Source organism: Pseudoalteromonas sp. NZS71, from assembly GCF_015864715.1.
Classification (GTDB): domain Bacteria; phylum Pseudomonadota; class Gammaproteobacteria; order Enterobacterales; family Alteromonadaceae; genus Pseudoalteromonas; species Pseudoalteromonas arctica.
Genome location: NZ_JADYWS010000021.1, coordinates 49,468 through 75,103, shown reverse-complemented (window position 1 = coordinate 75,103; position 25,636 = coordinate 49,468). Strand labels below are relative to the sequence as shown.

General features: G+C 38.4%; 25 protein-coding genes. 11 read left to right on the top strand and 14 right to left on the bottom strand.

Annotated features, from left to right (window positions below; genetic code table 11):
• Nucleotides 1-125: 125 nt before the first annotated feature.
• The 7 genes from I6E85_RS14570 to I6E85_RS14540 all read right to left on the bottom strand — a co-directional run bounded on the left by I6E85_RS14570 (nt 126) and on the right by I6E85_RS14540 (nt 9,613).
• The gene (locus I6E85_RS14570; protein ID WP_002961447.1) at nt 126-830 is read right to left on the bottom strand and encodes a SapC family protein; all 705 of its coding nucleotides are present in this window, start codon (nt 828-830) and stop codon (nt 126-128) included.
• Nucleotides 831-1,166: 336 nt separating this feature from the next.
• A complete protein-coding gene (gene pgl / locus I6E85_RS14565) occupies nt 1,167-1,877 on the bottom strand; it encodes a 6-phosphogluconolactonase (RefSeq protein WP_007581060.1) in 711 nt (236 codons plus the stop codon).
• 2 nt (nt 1,878-1,879) lie between these two features.
• Nucleotides 1,880-3,352: a glucose-6-phosphate dehydrogenase gene (gene zwf / locus I6E85_RS14560; RefSeq protein ID WP_101163306.1), complete on the bottom strand. Its 1,473-nt coding sequence runs from the start codon at nt 3,350-3,352 to the stop codon at nt 1,880-1,882.
• A 268-nt stretch (nt 3,353-3,620) separates the two neighbouring features.
• Nucleotides 3,621-5,267: a glucose-6-phosphate isomerase gene (gene pgi, locus I6E85_RS14555; protein ID WP_101163305.1), complete on the bottom strand. Its 1,647-nt coding sequence runs from the start codon at nt 5,265-5,267 to the stop codon at nt 3,621-3,623.
• A gap of 667 nt (nt 5,268-5,934) precedes the next feature.
• On the bottom strand, nt 5,935-8,190 hold the full coding sequence (locus I6E85_RS14550; RefSeq protein WP_197237053.1) for an aminotransferase class V-fold PLP-dependent enzyme: 2,256 nt from the start codon (nt 8,188-8,190) through the stop codon (nt 5,935-5,937).
• Nucleotides 8,191-8,325: 135 nt separating this feature from the next.
• On the bottom strand, nt 8,326-9,402 hold the full coding sequence (locus I6E85_RS14545) for an AI-2E family transporter (protein ID WP_007581049.1): 1,077 nt from the start codon (nt 9,400-9,402) through the stop codon (nt 8,326-8,328).
• The gene (locus I6E85_RS14540; RefSeq protein ID WP_002961455.1) at nt 9,395-9,613 is read right to left on the bottom strand and encodes a sulfurtransferase TusA family protein; all 219 of its coding nucleotides are present in this window, start codon (nt 9,611-9,613) and stop codon (nt 9,395-9,397) included. The genes I6E85_RS14545 and I6E85_RS14540 overlap by 8 nt, the downstream gene beginning before the upstream one ends.
• Before the next feature lie 145 nt (nt 9,614-9,758).
• Here I6E85_RS14540 and I6E85_RS14535 point away from each other — a divergent pair, with 145 nt between their 5' ends.
• From I6E85_RS14535 to I6E85_RS14515, 5 genes are read left to right on the top strand one after another with little or no spacing between them, the layout of a single operon-like run.
• Nucleotides 9,759-10,424, top strand: a complete 666-nt coding sequence (locus I6E85_RS14535) for a hypothetical protein (RefSeq protein ID WP_024608627.1) — start codon at nt 9,759-9,761, stop codon at nt 10,422-10,424.
• A 1-nt stretch (nt 10,425) separates the two neighbouring features.
• The gene (locus I6E85_RS14530; RefSeq protein WP_197237052.1) at nt 10,426-11,883 is read left to right on the top strand and encodes a M48 family metalloprotease; all 1,458 of its coding nucleotides are present in this window, start codon (nt 10,426-10,428) and stop codon (nt 11,881-11,883) included.
• A 53-nt stretch (nt 11,884-11,936) separates the two neighbouring features.
• Complete coding sequence (gene arsC, locus I6E85_RS14525; protein ID WP_197237051.1) at nt 11,937-12,284, top strand: arsenate reductase (glutaredoxin); 348 nt, start codon at nt 11,937-11,939, stop codon at nt 12,282-12,284.
• Nucleotides 12,284-12,838 carry an NAD(P)H:quinone oxidoreductase gene (gene wrbA, locus I6E85_RS14520; RefSeq protein WP_010555076.1) on the top strand — a complete coding sequence of 185 codons (555 nt, stop codon included), beginning with the start codon at nt 12,284-12,286 and terminating at the stop codon, nt 12,836-12,838. Before arsC ends, wrbA begins: the two co-directional genes overlap by 1 nt.
• Nucleotides 12,835-13,278 carry a DUF2069 domain-containing protein gene (locus tag I6E85_RS14515; RefSeq protein ID WP_024591007.1) on the top strand — a complete coding sequence of 148 codons (444 nt, stop codon included), beginning with the start codon at nt 12,835-12,837 and terminating at the stop codon, nt 13,276-13,278. The genes wrbA and I6E85_RS14515 overlap by 4 nt, the downstream gene beginning before the upstream one ends.
• 82 nt (nt 13,279-13,360) lie before the next feature.
• Here I6E85_RS14515 and I6E85_RS14510 read toward each other — a convergent pair whose 3' ends face one another.
• The gene (locus I6E85_RS14510; RefSeq protein ID WP_197237050.1) at nt 13,361-14,698 is read right to left on the bottom strand and encodes an ankyrin repeat domain-containing protein; all 1,338 of its coding nucleotides are present in this window, start codon (nt 14,696-14,698) and stop codon (nt 13,361-13,363) included.
• A 230-nt stretch (nt 14,699-14,928) separates the two neighbouring features.
• Nucleotides 14,929-15,522, bottom strand: coding sequence for a phospholipid-binding protein MlaC (locus tag I6E85_RS14505; protein ID WP_007583914.1), 594 nt, complete (start codon nt 15,520-15,522; stop codon nt 14,929-14,931).
• Between the two features lie 244 nt (nt 15,523-15,766).
• On the opposite strand from I6E85_RS14505, the gene I6E85_RS14500 reads away from it, so the two are divergent.
• Both I6E85_RS14500 and I6E85_RS14495 read left to right on the top strand, forming a co-directional pair.
• Entirely contained in the window at nt 15,767-16,303 is a 537-nt protein-coding gene (locus I6E85_RS14500; protein ID WP_197237049.1) for an acyloxyacyl hydrolase, read from the top strand.
• A gap of 88 nt (nt 16,304-16,391) precedes the next feature.
• A complete protein-coding gene (locus tag I6E85_RS14495) occupies nt 16,392-16,538 on the top strand; it encodes a DUF2897 family protein (protein WP_007583912.1) in 147 nt (48 codons plus the stop codon).
• Nucleotides 16,539-16,591: 53 nt separating this feature from the next.
• Here the strand turns inward: I6E85_RS14495 and I6E85_RS14490 are convergent, their stop codons facing one another.
• Both I6E85_RS14490 and bamC read right to left on the bottom strand, forming a co-directional pair.
• Nucleotides 16,592-17,962: a YjiH family protein gene (locus I6E85_RS14490; RefSeq protein WP_007583911.1), complete on the bottom strand. Its 1,371-nt coding sequence runs from the start codon at nt 17,960-17,962 to the stop codon at nt 16,592-16,594.
• Between the two features lie 66 nt (nt 17,963-18,028).
• On the bottom strand, nt 18,029-19,090 hold the full coding sequence (gene bamC, locus I6E85_RS14485; protein ID WP_024591010.1) for an outer membrane protein assembly factor BamC: 1,062 nt from the start codon (nt 19,088-19,090) through the stop codon (nt 18,029-18,031).
• A 359-nt stretch (nt 19,091-19,449) separates the two neighbouring features.
• Here bamC and I6E85_RS14480 point away from each other — a divergent pair, with 359 nt between their 5' ends.
• Nucleotides 19,450-19,983, top strand: a complete 534-nt coding sequence (locus I6E85_RS14480) for a glycine cleavage system protein R (protein ID WP_007583906.1) — start codon at nt 19,450-19,452, stop codon at nt 19,981-19,983.
• Between the two features lie 11 nt (nt 19,984-19,994).
• Complete coding sequence (gene bcp / locus I6E85_RS14475; RefSeq protein ID WP_002963124.1) at nt 19,995-20,474, top strand: thioredoxin-dependent thiol peroxidase; 480 nt, start codon at nt 19,995-19,997, stop codon at nt 20,472-20,474.
• 497 nt (nt 20,475-20,971) lie between these two features.
• On the opposite strand, the gene I6E85_RS14470 is transcribed toward bcp, so the two are convergent.
• Nucleotides 20,972-21,538, bottom strand: a complete 567-nt coding sequence (locus I6E85_RS14470) for a GNAT family N-acetyltransferase (RefSeq protein ID WP_231621066.1) — start codon at nt 21,536-21,538, stop codon at nt 20,972-20,974.
• A gap of 89 nt (nt 21,539-21,627) precedes the next feature.
• Here I6E85_RS14470 and I6E85_RS14465 point away from each other — a divergent pair, with 89 nt between their 5' ends.
• Entirely contained in the window at nt 21,628-21,942 is a 315-nt protein-coding gene (locus tag I6E85_RS14465; protein WP_121954335.1) for a hypothetical protein, read from the top strand.
• 4 nt (nt 21,943-21,946) lie between these two features.
• Complete coding sequence (locus tag I6E85_RS14460) at nt 21,947-23,368, top strand: DUF4041 domain-containing protein (RefSeq protein ID WP_121954336.1); 1,422 nt, start codon at nt 21,947-21,949, stop codon at nt 23,366-23,368.
• Between the two features lie 471 nt (nt 23,369-23,839).
• Here the strand turns inward: I6E85_RS14460 and I6E85_RS14455 are convergent, their stop codons facing one another.
• Nucleotides 23,840-24,583, bottom strand: a complete 744-nt coding sequence (locus tag I6E85_RS14455; RefSeq protein ID WP_197237048.1) for a class I SAM-dependent methyltransferase — start codon at nt 24,581-24,583, stop codon at nt 23,840-23,842.
• 285 nt (nt 24,584-24,868) lie between these two features.
• Nucleotides 24,869-25,534 carry a 7-carboxy-7-deazaguanine synthase QueE gene (gene queE, locus I6E85_RS14450; RefSeq protein WP_024591014.1) on the bottom strand — a complete coding sequence of 222 codons (666 nt, stop codon included), beginning with the start codon at nt 25,532-25,534 and terminating at the stop codon, nt 24,869-24,871.
• Nucleotides 25,535-25,636: the final 102 nt, after the last annotated feature.

Sequence of the window (25,636 nt, the reverse complement as noted above, 5' to 3'; positions counted from 1 at the left end):
AAATAGCTCACTAACTACGTTGAAAATTATTTATATAGAACAACTATGTATCATAATTTTAGCCTTGTTATTGAGCCATTTTCTTATCGCTATAATAGATCACTAATTTAATGCAATTGGTATAATTAAGCTTGTTTAGCTTTTAAACGCGCTAAACGTGCTACTTGATGAGTAGACGTTAAGAAAGAATAAATTGGTGCTAAGTAACCACGTTTACGAAGCTCTAAGAAATCAGCATCGCTTAACTCGTTTAGCTTTTTCTCATCGATAAGGTAAATACCGTTGATGTCTTTTTTCTCGCCTTTAATGTCTACTGTAAGCGTTTGCGCAATTAGTAGCTCTTTATCAGCAAGGAATTTAGTGAACGCTTCAGTTACTTGAGAAAACTCAATGAAAGATACAAGCGCTTCTTTACGACGTTTTAGGTAATCTGTTTCTTCGCCGTTTTCAAATAATGCATTACCTTCGTCTTCACCAACAAGCGCACTTGCTTCGTCAATTACGATACCGTATTGATCTTGATCTGGGTGTTTAACTAAGCCCAGTGGGTAACGAGTAGATGCCATAGGTGCAAATGCTGCAGTCCATTTACCATCTTCTACAAAAAGGTTTTCGCCTGGCTCTAAGCCAAACATAGCAACAGCTTGAAAAGTGCCGCTTTCGTTGTTTTTAACGAATGACATTGGAAACTCGTTTGCTACGCGTGCAAACTCATGTGCAACTACTGGCACTAAATGTTGAGTTTTCATGAATTCTACATTGATGCCGTTTTGAATTTTAGTGTTGGCATGTTTTTCGTTGTGTAAAGGCTGTACTTGTTGCTCCGCCATGTTACTGCTCCGTTTATTTTAATTTATATGTTTCATTGTTAATACCTTTAGGCTAATGCTTTTGAGCTAAAAAAGGAAGGGAAACTTTTATGACAACGACCATGAAAAAATAAAATTTAACTAAATCTGAACGTTGCTAAAAAACATACAGCTCAAACTCATAAATTTTGTTCAAAAACAACACACTTTATGGTTGATTTTAATACAAATCAAAGTCATTCATTAACATTGGTAAACAGTTCAGGACTGTTTTTTTGCAGTGTTTAGGCTTAAATTTGAGCAAATAAAAAAGGCCGCTTATATAAGCGGCCTTTAAAAGTTAAATTAGCACCTAAATTAAGGCGCCCAATATACTTCAATATTTATACTTGGGTGATTAAGCACAGCGCGAAGTGGCATGTCATTAACATCGCCGCCCGCTTTTGCTTGCTTATAAACAGCGAGTTTTTCTTCACCGCTAATTAAAAGCTTAACCACTTTAGATTGCGCAATAGCATTTAACGTAAGCGTCATTCGCTCAGTAATACTACCCGTCACATCACTTTGTATCGCATTAATTGCACATACTGTTTGCTCAGTTGTTAAACCGTGCTCTAAACCTTCTGCATTTGGGAATAACGACGCAGTATGGCCATCTGGGCCCATGCCTAGAATAGTTACATCGTATGGCGCTTTTAAAGCACTGTAAGCGGCTTCACACACTTCACTGCCTTGCTGCGCGGTTGCAGCATCGTTTTTCATGGTTATAAAGTTTGCAGCACTGCCAAAATTTTGTAATAACGTGCTTTTAATAAATGCTTCGTTACTTTTTTCATGGCTTGGGTCTACCCAGCGTTCATCAACCATAGCAACATCAACATGTTGCCAATCTAAATCAAGCGTTGATAAATGCTTATAAGCTGGCGCAGGAGACGAGCCACCCGACACCATTAGTACAGCACGGCCATCGTTTTTAATGCCATCACGTAGTGATTGCTCAAGCGTTGCAGAAAGCTCAGCTGTTAACGCATCTTTATCGTCAAAAAACTTTTCAACTAGTGTTGCCATACTTATACCTTATCGCCTGTGTTAAACCATACGTGGCTTTTTTCTGCCAATAGTTCATCAGCATCCTCAGGACCCCAGCTACCAGCACGGTAAAGTGCAGGCTTGCCTTTGTCTTGCCAACGGTCAATGATTGGATCAATCCATTTCCACGCTTGACGAACTTCATCACGGTGAATAAATAATGATGGGTTATTTGCAGCGGCATCAAGCATTAAACGCTTGTACGCATCTGAGTGAAAACCATTGCTGTAAGCTTGTGAAAGCTCAATATTCATTGTTACTGGTTCAAGTTGCATTTGAAGGTTATCAAGACGCTTAGACATAAGCGTTAGTTGAATTGTTTCCTCTGGCTGCAAACGAATAACAAGACGATTTGGCTCGATATTACCCACGTTATCTTCGTAGATATTGTGAGATACTTTTTTGTATTCAACCACAATTTCTGCACAGCGCTTAGCCATACGTTTACCCGTACGAAGGTAAAATGGAACACCCGCCCAGCGCCAGTTATCAATATGCGCGCGAATAGCTACAAACGTTTCTGTTTTACTAGAACCTTCATTTAGCTCTTCTAAGTAACCCGGTACAATTTTACCGTTTAAGTCACCTGGTACGTATTGACCACGAACAATATTTTCATCAACATCACCACCTACTAGTGGGCGAAGTGCTTCTAATACTTTTAGTTTTTCGTTACGAATACTGTTAGCGTTAAGCTTATTAGGCGACTCCATTGCAACTAAACAAAGTAGTTGTAATAAATGGTTTTGAACCATGTCACGAAGTGCACCGGCTTTATCGTAAAAACCAGCACGGCTTTCAAGACCAACAGTTTCTGATAAGCTAATTTGGATGTTATCAATAGATTTAGCATCCCACATATTTTCAAACAATGAGTTTGAAAAACGTAGCGCCATTAAGTTTTGTACTGTTTCTTTACCTAAGTAATGGTCAATACGGAAAATTTGCTCTTCATTAAAAAATTCTGCAATTTTTCCATTAATTGCTTCAGCAGAATCACCGCAATAACCAATTGGCTTTTCAACAACAACGCGTGATGTAGGTGTAATTAAACCTTTAGTCGATAATATTTCACAACATGTGCCGTAAACAGCAGGCGGAAGCGATAAGTAAAACACGCGAGACTTAGTGCTTTCGTGCTCATCTAAAATGCCTTTTAGCACATCCCAGTTGTCGTCTGCTTCTGTAACATTACTTACCACTGGCACTAAAAAAGTAGAAAATGCTTTCCAATCTTTAGCGTTAAACTCACCTTTGCTTAAAAATTCTTGTAATGCTTTATGCGCTGTTTCTATGTATTCAGCACGTTTCGATTCTTCGCGTACTGTTGGTAGGATACGTGAGCCTTCAGGTAAGTTACCTTCTTGATATGCTCTGTACATTGCAGGTAGCAATTTGCGTAACGCAAGATCACCACCGCCCCCAAAAATTATAATATCAAAAGGATTAAGCATAGTTACTCTCTACGTTGTGATACCCAGTACATTTTATAAATGTGCGGGTATGCCTATTTATTGCTAGATTAGATGGCTTTTATAGCTGTATTTAAATAAAAGCCTGCTGAATTGTTCTGTATCGATGATTTATTATTATTTTTATCATTGCGCTTATTAAATGAGCCTTAGGGGCCCTGTATCTCCTCTCACAAAAATACAGACCCTAAGCACTCCAGCGCTACCCGTTCAAAGGTACTCGGTTTACTTACTTGCGTAAGCGAATTTTTTACTGCGTACGGTTTTGTTTGTAGTACGCCATTAAGCCGTTTGTCGAACTATCATGAGCGTGTTTAACGCTTTCATCAGTAAGTTCACTCTCAATTTTAGATGCTAAACCTTTACCCAGTTCTACACCCCATTGGTCAAACGAACATATTTCTAAAATAATGCCTTGGCAAAATATCTTATGCTCATACAGTGCAATTAAACGGCCCACTGTTTTAGCATCTACTGTATCTAATAGCATAGACGTTGTAGGACGATTGCCTTGATGAATTTTATGATTTAATAACTCATCAATCTCTGCTTGCGATTTACCCTTAGCGGTTAAATCAGCGGTAACCTGCTCTGCATCCATACCACTCATCATTGCTTCTGTTTGTGCAAAGAAGTTTGATAATAAAATATCGTGATGCTTATCAACATTCACTTGTGGTTTAACTGATGCAATAAAATCTGCAGGTACAATTACATTACCTTGGTGTAAACACTGATAAAACGCGTGTTGACCATTAATACCCGTCATGCCCCAAATAATTGGAACTGTAGTATAAGGTACCGTTTCGCCTGCAAAGTTAACGTGTTTACCGTTACTTTCCATTTCGCCTTGCTGTAAATACGCAGGCAACATATGCAGTGCTTGGTCGTACGGTAATATAGCTTGCGCTGTGTAGCCTAAAAAGCTCGTATTCCATACACTAAGCAATGCCATAATTAATGGTATATTTTGCTCAAACGGCGCAGATTTAAAGTGCTCGTCTATTTCAAACGCGCCTTCTAAAATTGCTTCAAAGGCGTCGTAGCCTAAATATAAAGCAATTGGTAAGCCTATCGCACTCCAAAGTGAAAAGCGACCGCCAACCCAATCCCACATAGTGAATACGTTTTCGTCGCTGATACCAAAGGCTGCCGTTTTTTCTAAATTTGTACTTACTGCAACAAAGTGTTTTGCAATTGTACTTTCATCTTTTGTTGTTTGTAAAAACCAGTCAACCGCTGTTTTAGCATTTGTCATGGTTTCTGACGTAGTAAATGTTTTTGACGAAATAACAAATAATGTTGTTTCAGGGTCAATGGCTTTTAATATAGACGAAATTTGTACACCGTCAGCATTAGATACGTAATGAACATTTAACGTATCATCAGCAAGTGCTTTTAATGCCTCGGTTGCCATTTGTGGGCCAAGGTTAGAACCACCTACGCCAATACTTACAACATCTTTTACCGCTTTACCGGTATAGCCTAACCATTTACCGCTACGAACTTTTTCTACAAACACTTTAATTTTAGCTAATTCGTTGTCTACGGCTTGTGTTACGTTTTCGCCATCAACAATTAATGGAGTGTGAGCACGATTACGAAGTGCCGTATGTAGTACTGAGCGATCCTCGGTGATATTTATTTTTTCACCGCTAAACATTTTATCGCGCCACGATGCAATATCACATTCTTTAGCAAGCGACATTAAGTTAGCAAAAACATCGTTATCAATAAGTTGCTTAGAATAGTCGAATAGTACGCCAGGTACTTGAGTCGAAAACTGAGAAAAGCGCGTGTCATCTTGTGCAAATAACGTTTTCAGATGTGTTTGTTTCATCTTAGCTGCACTTAGTTCTAGTGCTTGCCAACTTGCTAGTTGCGTTCGGTTAGACATGGAAATATCCTCTAGTTTTTTCAATCAATTGATTTAAAAATGTTTTTTATAAAAGCAAAACTCTTAACACTGCTTATTTACACTAAAATAAAGCGCCGATAGTATAACTAAAAATGCAAAAAAAGTGCTGTTTTTATAATTTTAGATGCCGATGATAACGCAATTTTTAGCTTTTGACACCGGTATCATAAAAATTTTATAAATTAATTTACCCGCAATTTTAAAGGCAACGGGATAGCTTAATCAATCAAAATGAAATATTAATGAATTTTTCTCAGCACAATAATTACTTTTTATAGTTATTCACTAATTATTAGGGCCTGTTTATCTTTCGAAGTTAAATTTGCAGCAGTGTGTTTGGCATTTAGGCAAGGCAGAGCCTATGTAGTGTGGTTATTCCCCATAAATAGGCGATAACGTGGAATAAATGCCAAACACGCGCTGCCCGAAGGGTTCTGCCTAGGGGCAATTTACTCTTTGTTACTCGGTTTTTACTTAGCCCACTAGGTTACAAACCTCACGCCGCGATTAAATAGCCCCTAGATTGAACAAATTTTAATCCTGAAAGGTCAACAGGCCCTAGGGCTTGTTTACCTTGCGAGCAAATAAGCCTTAAAAACAAAAAAATCGGCCCTAAAGCCGATTTTGTATAAATTACAATCTTTGTTTAATTACTAAGCGCTAACCCGCCACTTAGGTTATAAACCGTTTTGTATCCTAGTTGCATTAAATTAGTTGCAGCAATTTTTGAGCGGTTACCACTACGGCATAATAAAATGTACTTGTTATTTTTGTTTAATTGCCCTTCAAATACCGCATTTGCCATTCTGCTAAGTGGTATATTTAATGTTTTTTCATCTAGCGTATTAAATAACTGAGCAACATTATTTGCTCCATGCTCATACGGCTCCCGAGTATCTATTAAATATGTATCGCTGGTGTTTAACATTACTTTAGCGTCATCAAAATTTAATTGCTGTGTATCAACCTCAGGTAACGCATTTACATAACCACACAATTGCGTATTATCTACTTGTTTTGAAGCGTCGTACTGCTGTTTTTGTATTGCAAATTCATCAACTGAAATACTGCCGCTCACTAACGCATCAAGAAGTGGCGTTTGGTTTTGCTGTACAGCCCAGTTCATGGCAAAACATTGTTGGTAGTCGTGCCCTGAGCAAATAATACTGGTGCTATTAAGTTGCTCGCTCATTGCTAAAATAGAGCGTGCCATTGCTTTTGCATCCCCACCTATAAGCGATGTATTGCCAAGCCCTGCAGGCAGTATTAAATCACCACAAAAACAGTAACGCGTTTCGCCATTACTGTTTTTTAATAAATAACTTACACTGTCTTTGCTGTGCCCAGGTGTAACTACTTTTTCAAGTACGTCGTTTGCCAAGTTAATACTTGCTGTATTTAGCGGCCAACCTAGCGAATCAACCTCACCTTTTACAACTCTTGAGTCAAGAGCGCTGGTTAGTAAATTAGTCGCTGACTCTCGCTCTTGATGCAGATGAGTATTAAGCACCGCCGATATAGTTAAGTTTTGTGTATTAGCTATTTTTTCAAAGCGCGGAATAAGCTCAATAATAGGATCAATAATTACAGCGTATTTATCATCGCTTACATAAAGCCAACTACATGCACCTTGGTGCCTAAATTGAGTAAGGCCCAGTGCGCATACTTCTTGTTGTGGTGTGGTGCTGTCAGATACGATTAAACAGTTTGCCTGTAGTATTGCTTTAAGAGCGCGAATACGCACACAAGCATCATCAATATCGTGTTGTGTTGCAGCAGGTCCAAACGATAGCCTAATCGCGTTTTCGCTTTGCCACTTACTTGCACCCATTGCATCTAAAACAAAACTTGTTGATGCGCCTGTACTACAAGCCGAGCCTCCACTTACGCGAATGCCCGCAGCGTCAAATAAATCAATCACTTCTTTGCTCGTTAAATCGTTAACAGCAAAGTTAAGTGTGGTAGGCACGCTATAAGCAAAATCATGATTGAATGTAATATCGCCAAAGGTGTCTTTTATCGCGCTTTGTAACTGGCTTCGATAAGAATTAAGTACGCTAACAGACTTAAACGTGTTGTCTGATTTATCAAGCAACATACTAAATAGCTTATTTAACCCTGCAATACCGGGTAGATTTTCGGTGCCTGAGCGCATTCCACTTTCTTGACCGCCACCCGCTATAAAAGGTGTGTACGCACTGCCACTACGAATATATAAAAAGCCAATACCTTTAGGTGCATAAAGCTTATGCCCCGAAAAAGGTGCGTAGTCTATTGTTGTATCACTCAGCGCGAGCGCTTGTTTACCGAGCGCCTGCACGCAATCCACCATCCACGATACATTTTTATTACGGCTACGAATCACCTGCTCAATAGCGGGTAAATCTTGATATACACCGGTTTCGTTATTAACGGCCATGGTGCAAATCATCAATGCGTTATCTATATGTTTAGCTATAAAATCTAAATCTAAAATACCGTTACTATCAACCGGAATAGCAAGCACCTCAGCATTAACGTCAAGTACGCTATTCCAGTGCTTAAGTGTATTTGGCACCGCTTTGTGCTCAGTAGCGCCATATAACAATACGGGGTTTTTAATCGGGTGTTTTTTAGCATCAATTAACGTAGAAACCACCGCAGTTTGAATGCCTTCTGTGGCGCCGGAGGTAAATAAAATATCGCCATTGGTTGCGCCAATAACCGTGTGTGCTTTTTGACGTGTTTGTTCTAATAAATGCTTGGCTTGAATACCTGTAATGTGCGGGCTTGAAGGATTACCAAAACATATTTGCATGGTATGAGAAACAACATCAGCAATACAAGGCAACACAGGGGTCGTTGCGTTTGCATCAAGGTAAACTTGTTTTACTGGCTCATCGTGCAATAAAAACTCAGACATTAAAAAACGCACCTTATTACTAAAAAATATATCTTATTACCAATAGTACATAAATTTACAGGTAATGAGTAATAATCAATTAGCACTAGAGGTGCGTTTACTATTCTTTTTTAGACTAAAAGTCTGTTTACTTAATTATTCACTGACCTCTTTACTTATCTCTTCATGCGTTGACGACCAAGCTGTTATTAGCGCTTTTACTAATGAAGCCAACGGGATGGCAAAAAATACGCCCCAAAATCCCCACAAGCCACCAAAAAATAATACCGCGACAATTATAAATACCGGATTTAAATCAACCGCCTCAGAAAATAATAGTGGCACAAGCACGTTGCCATCAAGCGCCTGAATAATTCCGTAAATAATTAAAATGGTCCAAAACTGTGTTTCTAATCCAAACTGAAACAGCGCAACTGCCGCTACCGGAATAGTGACGAGTGCCGCGCCAATAAATGGAATTAATACCGACAAGCCAACAAGCACACCAAGTAATGCGGCGTAGCGTAAATCTAAAACAGTAAATGCAATAAAAGACACACCACCAACAATTAAAATTTCAAACACTTTACCGCGAATGTAATTCATAATTTGTTGATTCATTTCGTGCCACACTTGCAAAATTAAGCGTCGTTGCTGCGGGATCAGTTTAGCAATGCTCCCCGTTAGCTCCAGCTTATCTTTAAGCATAAAAAACACCAGTAACGGCACAAGTACTAAATATATAAGCCATGCAACAACATCTTTTAATGACGTAAGTGAAAACGACAATACAGTTTGACCAAACTCAATGATTTTAGCTTCTACCGTTGCAACAATAGCTTGTACTTGATCTATGTTAATTAAACTTGGGTATTGTTCAGGTAAAGCCATTAAATAAGACTTCCCTTGCTCTAACATATGCGGGGTTTCTTGCACTAAGTTACTGGTTTGCTTCCAAAGCACTGGGCCAATAACCAAAATAAGGGTGAGCATAATGCTAATAAATATCAACATTACAATAATCGTTGCAGTAAAACGTTTTAAGCCAACGCGCTCTAAATGAACAACCGGCCAATCAAGTAAATAAGCAATAACCAATGCTACAAGCACAGGGACAATTAACGAGCCAAAAAAGTAAAGTAAGGCCACTGAGGCCAATAATAAAAATAATAAGGTAGACGAGTGAGGATCCGAGAACTTCCTTTCGTACCATGTTTTTACGTATTCAAACATGTAATGGCTCCACTAATAACAACCCACGTTGTTTATCAAAATTGTAACTATAAGCATTTTTTTGCAAAAAACGTTCAATATCGTTCGCACTTTCACCTTTATTAAGACTAAAAGTGATACGTTGTTTTGAAGATTGCGCACTTCGTAGCGCAAGTTTAAACTGCACAAATTGCTGAGGGCATTTAAACTCTTTTAAATCGCGCTCTACCATAACTACTTTATCCGTATAGTAAATGAATAATAAGTCGCATATTTACGGTCAATATACTTATATACCCAAACCGTTGTAACTTTTTGTTAAAACAATACCTGCAATAGTTTATCCTTATAACATAACTAGCAGTAAGGATAAGTTAATGCCTGGCACGCATAATAAAGCGCAACTACCCAGTAATCCAACACTCAAAGAGATTAATTGGTTTAAAAAGCAAATTAATTGGGGCGAACTACCTCCTTTTTATCACCTTGTTGCCTCATCAATAAGCGAATCTGAAGGGATTTTAGATCATGGATTCGATAATGCAGTTAAACAACTTATAGATAAACGCAATTGGAACTTAGATTTATTAGAAGGCCATGAAGACAGCCTTGGTGTAATACACACTAAACATAAGCCACGTATTGCGCTGCACCAAGTTTTTACCGACAGAGGCTTTGAGCTATGGGCACAGCCTTATGCTAAAGATGTTATTGTTGACCAATACGTAAAAAACAATCGCTTTATGGAGTTTAGAGTGTGGGATCCGCATTCAATGAAAAACCTGATCAGAATAAGTCAGTTACATAAGTTTATTGGCTTTTATTTTGAACGAGGCGACAAAGCAGATAAAGCCATTATTTTACATGCACATAAAGTAGTACATAAAATTATTACTTTTTTGCAGCGAGAATTGAACGTTGTAAAGCTTGATGGAGTCACAATAAAAGAACTATACCAATTGTGCGAAAAAGACAGCCGTGCAAGCAGTGACGAAATAGACATAGCCAAAATTGCAATTGGCGAACAAATTAACAAGGAATAAAATGCAGCTAAAATCAGCATTTATCACTTTATGCAGTGCCGCGCTTACGTTTAGCTTATTAGTAAGCGAACCTTTAAAAGCGCAAACAAATTTTACACTTCCTGATTTAGGAACATCTGCATTACAAGCACTGCCACTTGAAAAAGAACAAGCTATTGGCGAAGTAATGATGATGCAAATACGAGGTTCATCGCCAGTTATAAACGACCCTGTGCTAGATGAATACCTCACGACTATTGGCCGTAAACTTGTTGCTAATGCTAACGATGTACGTTTTCCGTTTTCGTTTTTTTGGATAAATAACTCAGAAATAAATGCCTTCGCCTTTTACGGTGGCCATGTAGGCGTGCATACAGGGTTAATAGCTCAAGCCGATAACGAGAGCCAGTTTGCGTCGGTACTTGGTCACGAAATTGCTCACGTAACACAGCGCCACTTAGCACGTAGAATACAGCAACAACAAGATAACAGCGCGCTGACCATTGCCGGCATGATTGCAGGTATATTAGCAACCGTTGTTGCACCCGACGCGGGTATTGCCATTATATCTGCCAGCCAAACACAATCAGCTTTTAGTCAGTTAACGCATAGCCGCTCAGCTGAGCAAGAAGCTGACCGCATAGGCATGCAAACACTTAATAATGCAGGATTTGATCCCCGTGCATCGAGTGAGTTTTTAACTAAACTTGCAGCGCAAATTCGCTATAAATACAAGCCACCAGCATTTTTGCTAACTCACCCATTACCAGAGAGTCGTGTATCAGATGTACGTTTGCGTGCAGAGCAATTTCCTGTGCGCCTTATGAATGCGAGCCTTGAGTTTAATTTAGCAAAAAGTCGAGTGCTTGCCCGCTATGACAACAAACCAGAAAACGCAGAAGATCTATTTAGAAAGCTACTGCGCGAAAACACCTACAACAACATTGCATTAAAGTATGGCTTAGCCATAAGCTTGCTTGATCAAAAAAAGCTTGATGAAGCAGCGCCAATATTAGACGAGCTTTTAAAAAACGATCCTAAAAACTTATTTTATATAGATACCCATACCGATTTACTTATTGCACAAAAAAAGGCAGATGAAGCCGTTAAGTTTTTAGCGGATTTAAATCAGTATCGCCCTAATAATCAGGTAATTACACTTAACTATGCCAACTCAGCACTTGAAGCTGAGCAATATGAGCTTGCTGAAAATATTTTAAAGAGTTTTTTACTCGAAAAGCCAGATCATAACTTAGGCAAACAACTCCTTGCAGACGCGTATAAAAAACAAGATAAATTAGCCTCTTATCACGAAGCTAACGCCGATGTATTAGCGCAATATGGTGCTTATTTAAAAGCCGCAGACGAAGTACAAAAAGCACTAAACTTTGTAGAGCCTACTCAACTTGTAAAGCAACAACGTTTAAAAGCACTACTTACCCAGTATCGACTTTTACAAAAAGAGCTTGCAAGACTTTAAGTCTGCAAGCGGTTACCCTAAAATAGACGCAATTCACACTTTGGGATCATTTTATGTCTGTTACTATTTACCACAACCCACGTTGTTCTAAATCACGCGAAACGCTAGCGCTACTGCAAAGTAAAGCAATAGAGCCAAGTGTTGTAGAGTATTTAAAAACGCCTCTTACACACGAGCAAATTTCAACGCTTGTAATCCAACTTGGTTTTTCATCCGTACGTGAATTAATGCGCACAAAAGAAGATGACTACAAAGCGCTTAATTTAAAAGATGAAAGCAGTGAATCAGCATTAATAGATGCCATGGTAAAAAATCCAAAACTAATTGAACGCCCTATTGTAGTGAATAACAATAAAGCAGCGATTGGTCGTCCACCAGAAAACGTACTAAGCGTTTTATAATGAGTGCAACCATAGTGGTGCTTTATCACTCAAGCCATGGCTCAGTTGAAGCAATGGCTCACGAAATAGCAGAGTCGATAGAGCAACAAGGTGCTAGTGCACTACTTCGTACTTTTGTGGCTAAAAATGCGCACGACATTGTGATCACCAAAGATGATTTAATAAATTGCGATGGTTTGGCATTTGGTACACCAACCCGATTTGGCATGATGGCCTCTCAAGCTAAAAGCTTTTGGGAAACCACCAGCGACTTATGGTTAAAAGGTCAGTTAATAGATAAGCCAGCGTGTGTGTTTTCGTCATCAAGCAGTATGCATGGTGGAAATGAAGCAACCTTACTTAACTTATCTCTGCCACTATTACACCACGGTATGATGCTACTGGGCGTGCCGTACGATGTACCCGAACTACTTGCAACACAAACAGGTGGAACACCATACGGTGCAACACACGTTGCTGGCAGCGCTAATAGTGCACAGCTAAGCAAAGACGAAATTAAAATATGCCAAAGCGTTGGTAAACGCCTTACTCACATTGCGAGAAAACTTAAATGAATACAGCTGACAACCCAGCTAAAAAGCCGATTACAGTAAAGTTTCAGCGTGCCGCACTATTTGGCTATGTAGGTTTACTTGTTCTTATTCCACTGTGGATGTATTTTGTGCCACCTCTAAATGGTAATGCGAGTTTAGCATCTTTATTTTTGCCCATTATTCCGTTACTACTGCCGCTAAGAGGCATAATTAAAGACAGTACATACACTTATGCGTGGGCTAACTTTGTTGTAATGCTGTATTTTATTCACGGGCTTACCATGCTGTGGGCCGCTCCTGATGAATTAATTTGGGTATTGCTAGAGCTTGTGTTTGCCTCTTCAATGTTTATTGGCTGTACTTACTACGCAAGACACCGCGGACAAGAACAAGGTTTAAAAATCCGTAAGCTTAAAGAAGAACTAGCTGAAGAAAAAGCAGCAAATGAGCACGGTAAATAAGGCTTAACCATAAACGGTTATAAATACAAAAAACGCGCTTAAATTGCTTTAAGCGCGTTTTTTATTAGCTGTTTAAAAGTGACTAAACTAAATCACTTAAGGCAGCTAGCACCACAATACTCGCCAACCCTATTTGAGCAATTAAGCTAATAAACGAAAAGCCTCTAAGCACAAATAAACCCCAAGGGTGTTTAATATGTGGATATAACGCACAGCGTTTTAAAGTGGTCGCAAAGAAAAAACAAATCACTGCCGCCATAGTTAAACTCAGCGTCAGCTCACTTTTAATAGAGAGTGTTTCATCAAAAAAGAAGAACAACTGCAAAGGCAGCAATATAGTGACAATAGCGTGCAGCACATGTACTTTTTTAATGCGATCGAACTGCCCTTCTGGCGAAAGCTCTTTAATACCAAAGTCACGCTCTAAACATTTAACCAAGTTATTAGCTTTAATACTAACCGCCAAACGGTAACAACTTAAACCTTCTTTATTGCGCGCTCTAAAATTATAGCCCGCTTTAATAAGCAGCACCATTAACGATTCATTTTTAGCAAATACAGCGTAATGAAGTGCTGTGTTACCTAAATTATCAACCGCTTTTTTGTCTTGCTTTGCAAGTAGCGTTTCAACCACATTTACAAAGCCTTTTTCGGCGGCCCACATAAAAGCTGTTTTATTGTTTTCATCAGCAAGAACACCTGTAGCGCCTTGCTCAATAAAGCGCATTGCCATTGTTTGCTTGGCTGCTTTTTTACGCAGGTGCGTTAATAATGCTTTTTCTAGCAGCACAACAGAGTCAACATCAGGAGAAACCTGTGTAAGCAACGTAAAATAGTCTTTACCCGCTGCTACTTTTTCGCTGGCAAGTTCAGAAAGAGTATCTAAATCAGCAATAGACTCTGGAATAAACGCACTTAAGCGCTCTCTAAAATCAACTTCTTTCCAAAGGGCTAGTGTATCTTTTGCCGAAAGTTTACTTTTATTATTTAGCGCATGCTCAATTAACGTGAAATAGCGTTTACTAAAAAACAAATCAACTAAAGACAGTGGCGTATCTATGGTATTTTGTGCAGCCACACTTGCGTATTTTTCAAGGCGTTGGCACAACATAAGCACTAAGCTTTCAGGGGTGTATTCATTATCGTAGTAATGGCTTTTAACCGCACTAATATACGCTTGTGCGTCTTCGTCATATTCAGATATATGTTGAAAGTAACATTCTTCAAATGGTTCTAGCGGGGTTAGCCATGCCAAATAATAAATAGGCGGTAACACGGTGGTGCATACACCATCGTCTTCATTTGTAGAACGACAAGCAGGCCAAGCTTCCAAAGCATCTAAAATAAAGGCACCGTTTTGTTCTACCAGTCCTTTAATAAGTAATGGGTATTCCTTTGGCCAAATCAGTACATTTTCCATTAAAACAACACAACTCCAGTGTGGCTTGGGGGTGGTAAGTTATATCAGTTTTTAGCTGACACCACGCTTAATCAAAGTGTCGATATTCTAGCACACCTTTGTTTTGCTGCTAGCGCAAAATTACGCAATAACAACAATCCTTTACTTACAAATATAAAAACGGCCAAGTACATAAGTAATTGGCCGTTTTTGAGGTTGGAGTTGGGCTTAATCAGAGCCAGACAAATAGTCTATTTACTTTTTAACTCGCTAATAACTTGATCTAAACCCACTTCAGAAATACGTTGAATAATCTCTTTTTGCTTAGCACTTAATAGTGAAATGCCTTCGGCAACAATATCGTATACTTTCCACTCATCATTTTTACCTAAACGAAGCTTAAAACTTAAGTCGATTGTAGGCGCATTTGGCTCAATAATTTGTGTATTAACTGTTGCGTACTCAGAGTCACTTTTTGCGTTATTACGCTCAAATACTACTTTTTGACCTGTGTACTTCATTAATGCACCAGCGTATGTGCCTGTTAAGTAATGCTCTACTGCATCTATAAATTGAACAGCCTGTTCGCGCTCAATGCCTTTAATGTGCTTACCTAATAATTTAAACGAAACAAACTTAACATCGATATGTGGCATTAAACGTTTTTCAACAATGGCAGCCATCGCTTCTTTGCTTGCTGTGCCTTTTGAATTTACTTGGCCAATGTCTGCAAATAGCTTATCGGCTACTGATTCAAGTAACTGATCTGGCGATTGCTGAGTTTGTGCAAATAACGAACTACTAAAAAAAGCAGTGGCTAAAACGAATAGTTTAAAGAGTTTCATAATTGTATATGTCTGTGTGATTAAGATGGCTGTAATTTACGCGAACTATACGCAATAAAAAAGGCACAAATAAGCAACTTATTAATGCCCAAATCGCACCAATAAAATAACTAAAATAAATTCAAGCAGTTAGAAACCTCCATTAACAGCTCATATACAACCGGCATTTTGTCCTCATTGTAATTGTTAATAGGTCGCCCTTATCATTTAGTTATCACTTGAATCAGACAAACATTTGGCACCTATGAAAACGTCACTTCAAACACTTATTATCTCTTTTGTATTAGTAGCTTCACTTTTTGGCAAACTTGCTTTTGCTCAATCGAACCACGGTTATGCCGTTGATTTTCTCAAAGGCGAAGGTAACGTAAACGGCGTTAAGCTTGCGTATCAGTATCATGCACCTAGCATGCAAAATATAATTGGTGATGCACGCTTTTACTTTGAAACCAGCGTAAATATGTGGGAATACCGCCACGGCGATGAAACACAATCAAACCTAGTACTTGCTATGTCACCTGTGCTGCAATTTCCTGCCTTTAGTTTTAACAACACCCCATTTTATGTAGAAGCAGGGATTGGTGTATCACTGATTGATGAAACGCAGTTTGCCGGTAAAAACATAAGTACTCACTACCAGTTTGAAGACCGCATAGGCCTTGTTGCCGACTTTGGTCATACTAACGTTGCCCTTAGAGTTATTCACTATTCAAACGCAGGCTTTAAAGAGCCAAACCCAGGGCTTAACTTTTTAACGCTTTCGGTAGCTAGACGTTTTTAAGGTTATTGATTGTGTTTAAAGTAATTTAATTGCTGTTATAGCGTAAAACGGTCACACTTAAACGTACTAAATATTAAGTGATACTGCGATGCAAACTTGGCATATTGTAATTATTGTCGCCGTTGTTTTTGCTATTGTCATTGGTAATATTGCGCTGATTAGACTCTCTGCAAAAACAGAGTTTAAAAAGCCCAACGCCAATATTAAAAATACAACAGACACAAAAAAGCCCTGATTAATCAGGGCTTTTTCAATAATACCAATTCGCTTAATTATATTTTCGTTAATTTAGCCTACTAACCAATGCGCCATTAGCGCAATAACAGGTAAAGTAATTAGCGTTCGCAAAATAAATATAATAAACAACTCTAAAATATTTACCGGTATTTTACTGCCAAGTAAAAGTGCGCCCACCTCAGACATATAAATAAGCTGAGTTACACTCATTGCGGCAATAATAAAGCGCGTTACATCACTTTCAATTGTCCCTGCTGCTAATATTGACGGAATAAACATATCAGCAAAACCAACCATAATAGTTTGCGACGCTGCTGCCGCTTCGGGTACTTGTAATAACTCTAAAAATGGCACAAACGGCATACCTAAATACTGAAATATAGGCGTATGCTCAGCAATGATCAGTGCAAATGTACCTACCGCCATAACTACAGGCAATACACCAAACACCATATCAAGCGCGTTATGTAAGCCCTCTTTTATAGTACCTTTAACACCCGTTGAGTTATCTGCTTTAGCTAATGCAACATCTAACGAATGACCAAATAAGGTTTTATGACCCGGAATTGTTTCAGCGTCTCTATCTGGCTCAGTACCATCAATCAATAAGTCTTTTTTAAAGCGCAGTGGCGGTAATCGCGGCACAATAATAGCGGCAACAATACCGGCTAAACATACCGTTGCGTAAAACGGTGCAAATAGGTATTCAAGTTTAACTTGCCCAAGCACCACTAAACTAAACGTAATTGAAACCGCTGAAAACGTAGTACCAATAATAGCCGCTTCGCGTTGTGTATAGTGCTTTTGATCGTACTGCCTTGCAGTCATCAAAATACCCACACTACCATCACCTAACCACGATGCAGTACAGTCAACCGCGCTTCTACCAGGTACACCAAATACAGGGCGCATTACTTTAGTCATTAACGTACCAGCAAGCTCTAGTAGACCAAAGTTAATTAATAGCGGCAGTAATAAGCCCGCTAAAATAAATACCGAAAACAACACTGGCAATAAGTCATTTAATACCAGCGCACCAGTATTGGCCGAGGTAATCATCTCGCTGCCTAGGCTTAAGTACGTCATTAAACCAAACGCCATACCAAATAAGCGCACCACCAGCCATGTCCAGCTCACGTCAAATAAATGCTTTAACAAAGGTGAGTTACATATAGCGGCGGGTTTAAACACTTTAGTAATTACAGAGATAACCCCTGTAATACAAATAATGAGAGTAATAATTGCTTGAGCAGAACCAAGCATCATTGCTTGAACCGCTTTTGCCATAACGGCAATAGGAATGGTCATCCCTTGCGAGGTACTAATGGGTGTCATAAATAAAAACACACCAATTAACGAAGGAACCAAAAAAGTAAACCAAGTGCGCCACGTGTAGTGTGAACGATGAGGTAGCTGAGACATATTTATTAACCTATAAAAACCACAAAAAGAGCATAGCGCTCTTTTTGTGGTAAAACTTATTATTATTTAAATTTTAATGCCGCGCTGAATGAGTGCTGCTTCTAATGCTTGTTGTAAACCATTCATAGTACCTGGCTCAAGCGTTTCGCCTTTGTCATCCATCCACGTTAAGCTAGTACCGCCTTCTTTAGTTTTACTTACTAAAATTTGGTATTGGCCTTCATCAATAGGTAGTTGAGCTACGTCATCACCCCAAATTGAATCCCAAACACTTGTTTCAGGTTTAGTATAATCAGCAGTAATTAAGCCAGTATCTGGGTTAATTTCAACAATAGTGAACGACAAACGCTCTAAAAATCCAGAGAAACGGTCAAACACAGCTTCGTAAGATTGCTCAGTTACAAGTGCTGCATTACCTTTGTTATCAAAGCCCATTTCAAGAGAAATAATACCTTGGCGTTTACGCATATCAACTTCAAGTTGACGGTAACGGTAATCAAACTCGCTCACTACTTGGTTAAGCGCACGTACTTCTAACTGCTGTTTTAACAAATCAGTTAGCGTATGGTCGCCTTTAAAATCAATCAGCTCTACACGTAAAGACGCAGTACGCTGATGTGACTTTTCTTCAATAGTGAATCTAAATTTTTCTAAGTCATCGTTAACTTCATCGCCCCACCACCAAAAACCTTCTTCGGTTTTAATGATTGAGTACCAATCAGTTTCAATAGTACCTAGTAGCTTGTCTTCTTTAGTGGTTCCTGCATTGTTATCAGCGAGGACTGATTGAATCGTGTCCCAAAGAAATTCATCTAAATCAGCAATGCCATCGTTTTTATCAAAATAAATACGCGCTTGTTTATCTGTCTCTTCTACCCAACTGCCTTTAGCAATTGTTAATACTTGTGCCGGTGGGCGGTAATTTGTAGCTTCAGGATTGTTGTCGTATTGACCTACATCCATTTTATAAACTGGGTCTTGAGCTGGTTGAGATAACGACGTTGGTGCTTTTACAGGCTCATGCGTACGATAGTTACGTTCGTCATGTGCCTTATTAATAAATACACTACACCCTGATAAACTTACCAATACACTTACTGCAAGTGCTTTTGGGATCCAATACTGCACAGATATTTCTCCTTAGCGTACCCTTTAATTGTTTTAACAAATATATGAGTGGGTAATGCCGATTTGGTTCAGTGTAAAATCAATATTAACTTTACATTTATTATTTGGCTGCCTAAATGCAATAAAGTTCAGCACTTCAACTTAGCAATAAAACTAAGCGCAAATAAGCAAATTTTAGCTATGGTACTTTCCCGTGCCAGTAAAAACAAGAAACACCGCACTTTAAAAGCGCTTAATTAGCGTGTGCTGTAGTTTAGAGCCCTTTTTGTGTTAAACTTCGCCGCCGTGCAACTTCTCGTGTGTATTTTTGGTGTTGCCAACTCGGTTGATATAATCCAAGTAACAAGGTATTTGAACTCATGACTGCATTTTCAAATCATCAAATTGTTTTAACAGCGATTGGCGAAGACAGACCCGGTATTGTAAGTGAACTAACCCAACTGGTTAGCGATTGCCACTGCAACATTATTGACAGCCGTATTGCTATTTTAGGCTGCGAATTTACCTTCATAATGCTACTTAGCGGCGACATGTCGGCAATAAGCCGCATAGAGCACGTACTACCAACTAAAGCCATGGAACTTGGCCTGCTAACCATGATGAAGCGTACAGCAAGTCATACTCCTAGCGAGTTTTGTGCAGGTTACACACTAGAATATACAGGCATAGACACCCCAGGCACACTCAGCAAAGTAACGCGCTTTTTTGCCGACAATAATATTAGTATTTGCTCACTTAAGTCAGACACTTATTCCCAAGAAGACAACATTAAAATGCGTTGTGAACTTGAATTCAACATACCTGTTGATGTAGATATAGATCAATTTAAAATTAGTTTTGAGAGCCTTTCTCACACACTAAACGTAGATTATATTTTTAAACGAATTCGTTAAGGATGCTAAACATGAACACAATTAGTCCATTACAAGCTGGCGATACTGCACCCGCTTTTAGCCTACAAAACCAAAACGACGAAACAGTAACATTAAGCGAGCTGTTAAAAGAGCAACAAGTGCTTGTGTACTTTTACCCTAAAGCGTCAACGCCGGGTTGTACTGTACAAGCCGAAAACCTACGCGATGAGCAAGCACAGCTTGCTAAATTTAACACCCGCGTTGTAGGTATTAGCCCAGATCCAATTAAGCGCCTTAAAAACTTTGAAACTAAAAAAGAGCTTAATTTTGACCTATTAGCCGACGAAGACCACGCCATTGCTGAAGCATTTGGTGTATGGGGCTACAAAAAGTTTATGGGTAAAGAGTACGATGGTATTCACCGCCTAACGTTTTTAGTAGGCCAAGACGGTAAAATTAAACACCTATTTGATAAGTTTAAAACCAAAGATCACCATCAAGTAGTGTTGGATTACTTAGCGGCGGAATAATCTTGCGGCAGAGTAAGTTAGCTACCAGCTATTAGAAAACACAGAAAAGCGTTGCTCAAGGGCAACGCTTTTTTTATGCCTATACATTTGCGCTATATAAAAACTTAAATAGTAATTGAGTAAATAATTTGTTAAAACTGCCAAAGCACTTATTATTAGCACCTTGCCAATTGGATATTTAAACCTTGAATAAAAGCCTAAAATTTAAACTTTATTTAACTGCATTAATCATCTGTATTATCGGTTTTAATTTTTCAGATCCAAGTATGCAATTTTACTCAAACCCGTTTTATATCGGTAGTTTTGTTTTTGCCATTGCGCTTATAATCTCTGTAATTAATTACGCCTGCCCTGCCTGTAAGAAAAACCAAGTAATGCGCTCTATTTCTAGTTATAAGCTTCCCACTAACGATTGTTATAATTGCGGGAAAGAGATTGATGAGAAAAGTAATTAAATAGACAGGGTTATTACTGGAGAGTCTGGTATTCAGGGTTATTTATAAAGCCACTTGATATATATTAAGTTGTTGTCGTGTATTACCAACCGATACAAAGTTTGGAATAGTACCAACTAAACTTGCACCTGATTTTAAAGCAATTTTAATGCTAGCTACATTTTGTTCTAAGCATCTAAACTCAATTACTTTAGCGCTTGTATTTTTGAGTATGATTGGCACTCTTGTAATTACTTGACTGATAATACCATTTCCTTGTGCATCATTACTTAACCAGTAACCAAGCTCCGCTACATTCAACTCAGGACAAATAGACTTAACTGCAAAAATACCACTCAGATTATCTTTATAATAAATTTTAAACCACCGCGAACCATTTAGCCCGCTGTTTACTCTGTCGAGTATGTACTTTTTAGCTGATTCAATATTGTTTACCCCTTCTACCCAAGGCAAAAACTTACCTAAACTTGCCCGACTTAAATTAACAGTCTTTAAAATGTCCGCAGCATCGCTTTCCACTAAAGGAGCTAATTTAATGTGTTCTGCAATTTGGATATGCAAGTGTTCTTCCTTGTGAGTATTTAATGACATAAATGAAAAGCGAAACATAAATAAACCTTATCTTAAGTACATGTTTGACCACACACTTTAAGACATATAATCTGTATTTTATGCTATTAAACAACGAGGATGTATTTGTGGCAAGAAGAGGTGGTGGTTTAAGGACTGCAATTAAAATAGTAAAGGCTATTGATAGAGCCAATAAAAATGCAGCAAGGGAGTCTGAGCGAAAAAGAAAAACATTATCAAGGGAGAAAGAAAGGGCTCTCCGAGAGCAGCAACGTGTAAATAAACATAAACAACGTGAGGCAAAAAAAACTGAACGTTTAAGCGTTTTGGAAGAGAAAAAAGCTTTTAAAACCTCGATGTCTGATGCTCAGCAAGAGTACCTAGAGAGATGTAAAGAACGATCTGAACTAAGAAAAAAATATATACAAAAGGAGTTAAAATAATATTATGGATAACTACACAATAATCATTTCAGTAGCGTCTATTATTGGTATCATTGTCGCTTATTTCATTGCAAATAATCAGGCAAATAAAAAATTATCAACATTCAAATCATTAAACGAAGCATTAATAATAACCAATAAAGAGTACGAAGAGCTTAAAAGCCAGTTACAAGAAAGTACTGCATTACTTTCTCAGTTAAATAAAGATACTGAAGCTCTTCAAGAACTAAAAAGAAATGAAACAAACTTAAAAAATGACTTAGAAAAATACACTGAAAAGTTGTCTTCATTAAAAATACAAGTCGAAGACACGCATTCAAAACTGTCAAATAATAAAGATAATATAGCTGAGTTAATGAGTAAATTAGACCTTTATACTCGTAACGAAGAATACATTGCTTACGGCCACTTCGAGACTCCAAAATATCTTTATGAAACTTCAGCTCGGTTTGCCGAAGAAATTAAAGATATTAGGCTGCAACAAAAAGATATGATTAGAGATAAAGTTGCTATTACTTACCCAGCATCTACCGTAATCTCTAAAGATAAGGCCTTCAATAAAAAAATATTGGAAGGACAAGTCAAGCTAATGCTAGCTGCTTTTAATATCGAATGTGATTTTTTAATTGGTAAACTTAGCCCTAGTAATTATGCAAGGACATTGGAACGTATTGAGAAGCTTGCAAATTCAATTGAAAAATTAGCAAGTACATATGAATGTGGCTTTGATATAGATTATATCGAATTAAAGTTCGAAGAGTGCAATTTACAATATCAATACGCTCTGAAAAAACAAGAAGAAATACTAGAGCAAAAACTTATAAAAGAGCAAATGAGGGAAGAACAGCGAGCAATTAAGGAGTATGAGAAAGCAATTGCTGAAGCCGAGAAAGAAGAACAAATGTACAGAAAGATGCTTGATAAAGCTAGAGAAGAACTTTCTGGCGCTTCTGAAAGCGAACGAAAAATTATGGAAGATAGAATCTTTATTTTAGAACAGCAACTTTCAGAAGCCGAATCCAAAGAAGCAAGAGCAAAAAGTATGGCAGAGCAAACTCGCAAAGGCCACGTATATATAATTAGCAATATTGGTTCATTCGGTGAAGATGTATATAAAATAGGTTTAACTCGACGCTTAGAACCAATGGATCGAGTAAAAGAACTTGGTGATGCTAGCGTTCCTTTCCCATTCGATGTACATGCAATGATTTATGTTGAAGATGCCCCTGCACTTGAAGCGGCTTTACATAGAGAGTTTAATTCACAACGTGTTAACTCCGTAAATTTGAGGAAAGAGTTCTTTGAGGTTGACCTTGAATCAATACGTGAAGCTGTAGAGAAAATTGCAGGGATAGAGGCTGAGTTTAAATTAACTGCAATCGCTGAAGATTATTACGAAAGCTTACGATTACAACAAGCCGCTTAGGCTCTCAGGACATAGAACAACTTTAAAAACCAAATTATAGCTCGGCTGTTTTGAGAAGTATCACCAATGTCGGATAAAACCTTTTTTATCCGACAAATATAATTCATGATTGTTGGGTAATAATAACGCTGACACCCATCCTAACTCCCTTCGCGAATAACGATAAAACGTGGACTTTTGGTTCAAAAATTAGCTTAAGTAGCAGCTTGGCTTGTTCAATTAAGATACCCGCTTTTTTATTGTTAATATTGGCTTAAAATTATGATTTTAATGTAAATAAAAACATAAAAAGTTATATAAACTAGTTATTTATATTTGCCGAAATTCAAATAAGTTACTGTGTCGGATGGCGCTTCGCTTATCCGACCTACATTTTCAAATATATAATGCGGGGTTATTGGGGGCGTGGTATTGGAGGTTCGTTGGAGCTCGTTGGGTTTCGCTACGCTCTACCCAACCTACGAGTTTGTCTTAAATTTTTACGCAGACAAAAATGGCGTTGCCTGAGCGCTCTGCCCATGGGGTTATTTTGTCGTAGTCATGTTCAAATATGTGGATTTCGAAGTACGGCTTTAAGGCTTCTTTAAGCTCGGTATAACTAAAAGCAACCATTGGGTGCTCGTCGTGCCATACGAGTGTTTTATCTGCGGTGGTTTTTTCTATGCTGAGTTTTAATAACTGTTTGCTGCCAGTGCCACTGTAGTGCCAACCAGAGCGAAATGTGAAGAAGCTATTTTCGCTTGTTGCTGTGTGCTCTACAAATGAATCGCTGTCGATTTTGTTTTTATCAACCGTGTTAAAGCAAAATATTCCACCTACGTTTAATGCGCTGTGTACGCTAGCAAGGCATTCTTTTAGCTTATTAATGCCGTCGCAGTAATGGATTGAATACAAAAAGCAGGTAATTAAATCCACGTGCTCGGTTACTTTAAATTCACTCATGTTTTGCAATGAAAATTGCGCTTCTGGGCAACGCATTTTTGCTTTATCGAGCATTGGCTGGTTTATATCAAGCCCACTACTTTTATAGCCGTAGTCAATAAAGTGGCGTACATGCGGGCCGGTGCCACACGCTAAATCGAGATGGGTATTTGCGCCATTACCAAAAATTTGGTGCAGCCTGTGAATCGAATTGCTTTGGGCTTGATAATCTATATCTGCGCACATTAAGTCGTAGTAATCAGAAAGGTCGGTGTAGAGTGCATTTGCGGACATATAAGCCTAGTGGTAAGTAGTAGAATATTTTTAAGTCGCGCATAGTAAACTAATTAGCACAATTAACGAAGAAGATATGAGCTTTAGGGTAGATGTAATCTTAGACTATAAAGTTCAGGCTATAAAATTTAGGCTATAAAGTACAGGGTTGTCGGATGGCGCTTCGCTTATCCGGCCTACGTATTTAAATATTATAAAACGTTATTAGAAAATGGTGCGGAAGTAGAGGTTTGTTGGGTTTCGCTACGCTCTACCCAACATACGTAATATTACTTTAAGCTGGCTTTAACTAATTCCCAAATACTTATGTACTTGTATTGATAGGCGCCAGTTTTTGGCAATACAGGTGTCGATTGCTAATTTAGTTGCTGATACTTTTTGGCTAATTGGCTGTAAATAAACAAGCTTAGGATTAACGCCTGTTTTAGCAAATAACTCTTCTAACTCTTCTACATGCTTTTGCATGGCAACGGGGTGTTTAATTTCGTTGGCGCGCTTCATTGCGCTGGTAAGTACTTCATAACCGCCGCGCATATTGATTTTTGGCGATACCGTTACCCATGTTTGCTCTGGGGCGAGTATTTCAAACGTGCCGCTGGTTTCTATTTGTGTGCTAAAACCGTGTTCGTGTAATAAATTACATACTGGATTTAAATCAAACATGCATGGCTCGCCGCCGGTAATTACAACATGCTTTGCGGTATACCCACGTGATTGAAACAACGCTAAAATTTGCTCTGCACTGGCGTTAGCCCAATGATCTGAGTCGGCTTTTTTTTCTACGGTTTCATCCAGCGATACTTTATATACATTATCAACATCCCACGTTTGCTTGGTGTCGCACCAAGAGCAGCCTACAGGGCAGCCTTGCAGGCGTAAAAATATTGAGGGTGTGCCAGTAAAGCTAGCTTCACCTTGAATGGTTTCAAACACTTCATTAATTTTGTACAAAAGAGATCTCACTTACTACCTAGCAGCCAAATTGCTACTATTAAAAAACCAAAAAGCGCTGTGCAAAAATTGTTATTTAAGCTGCGGCCGTGTAGTATATCG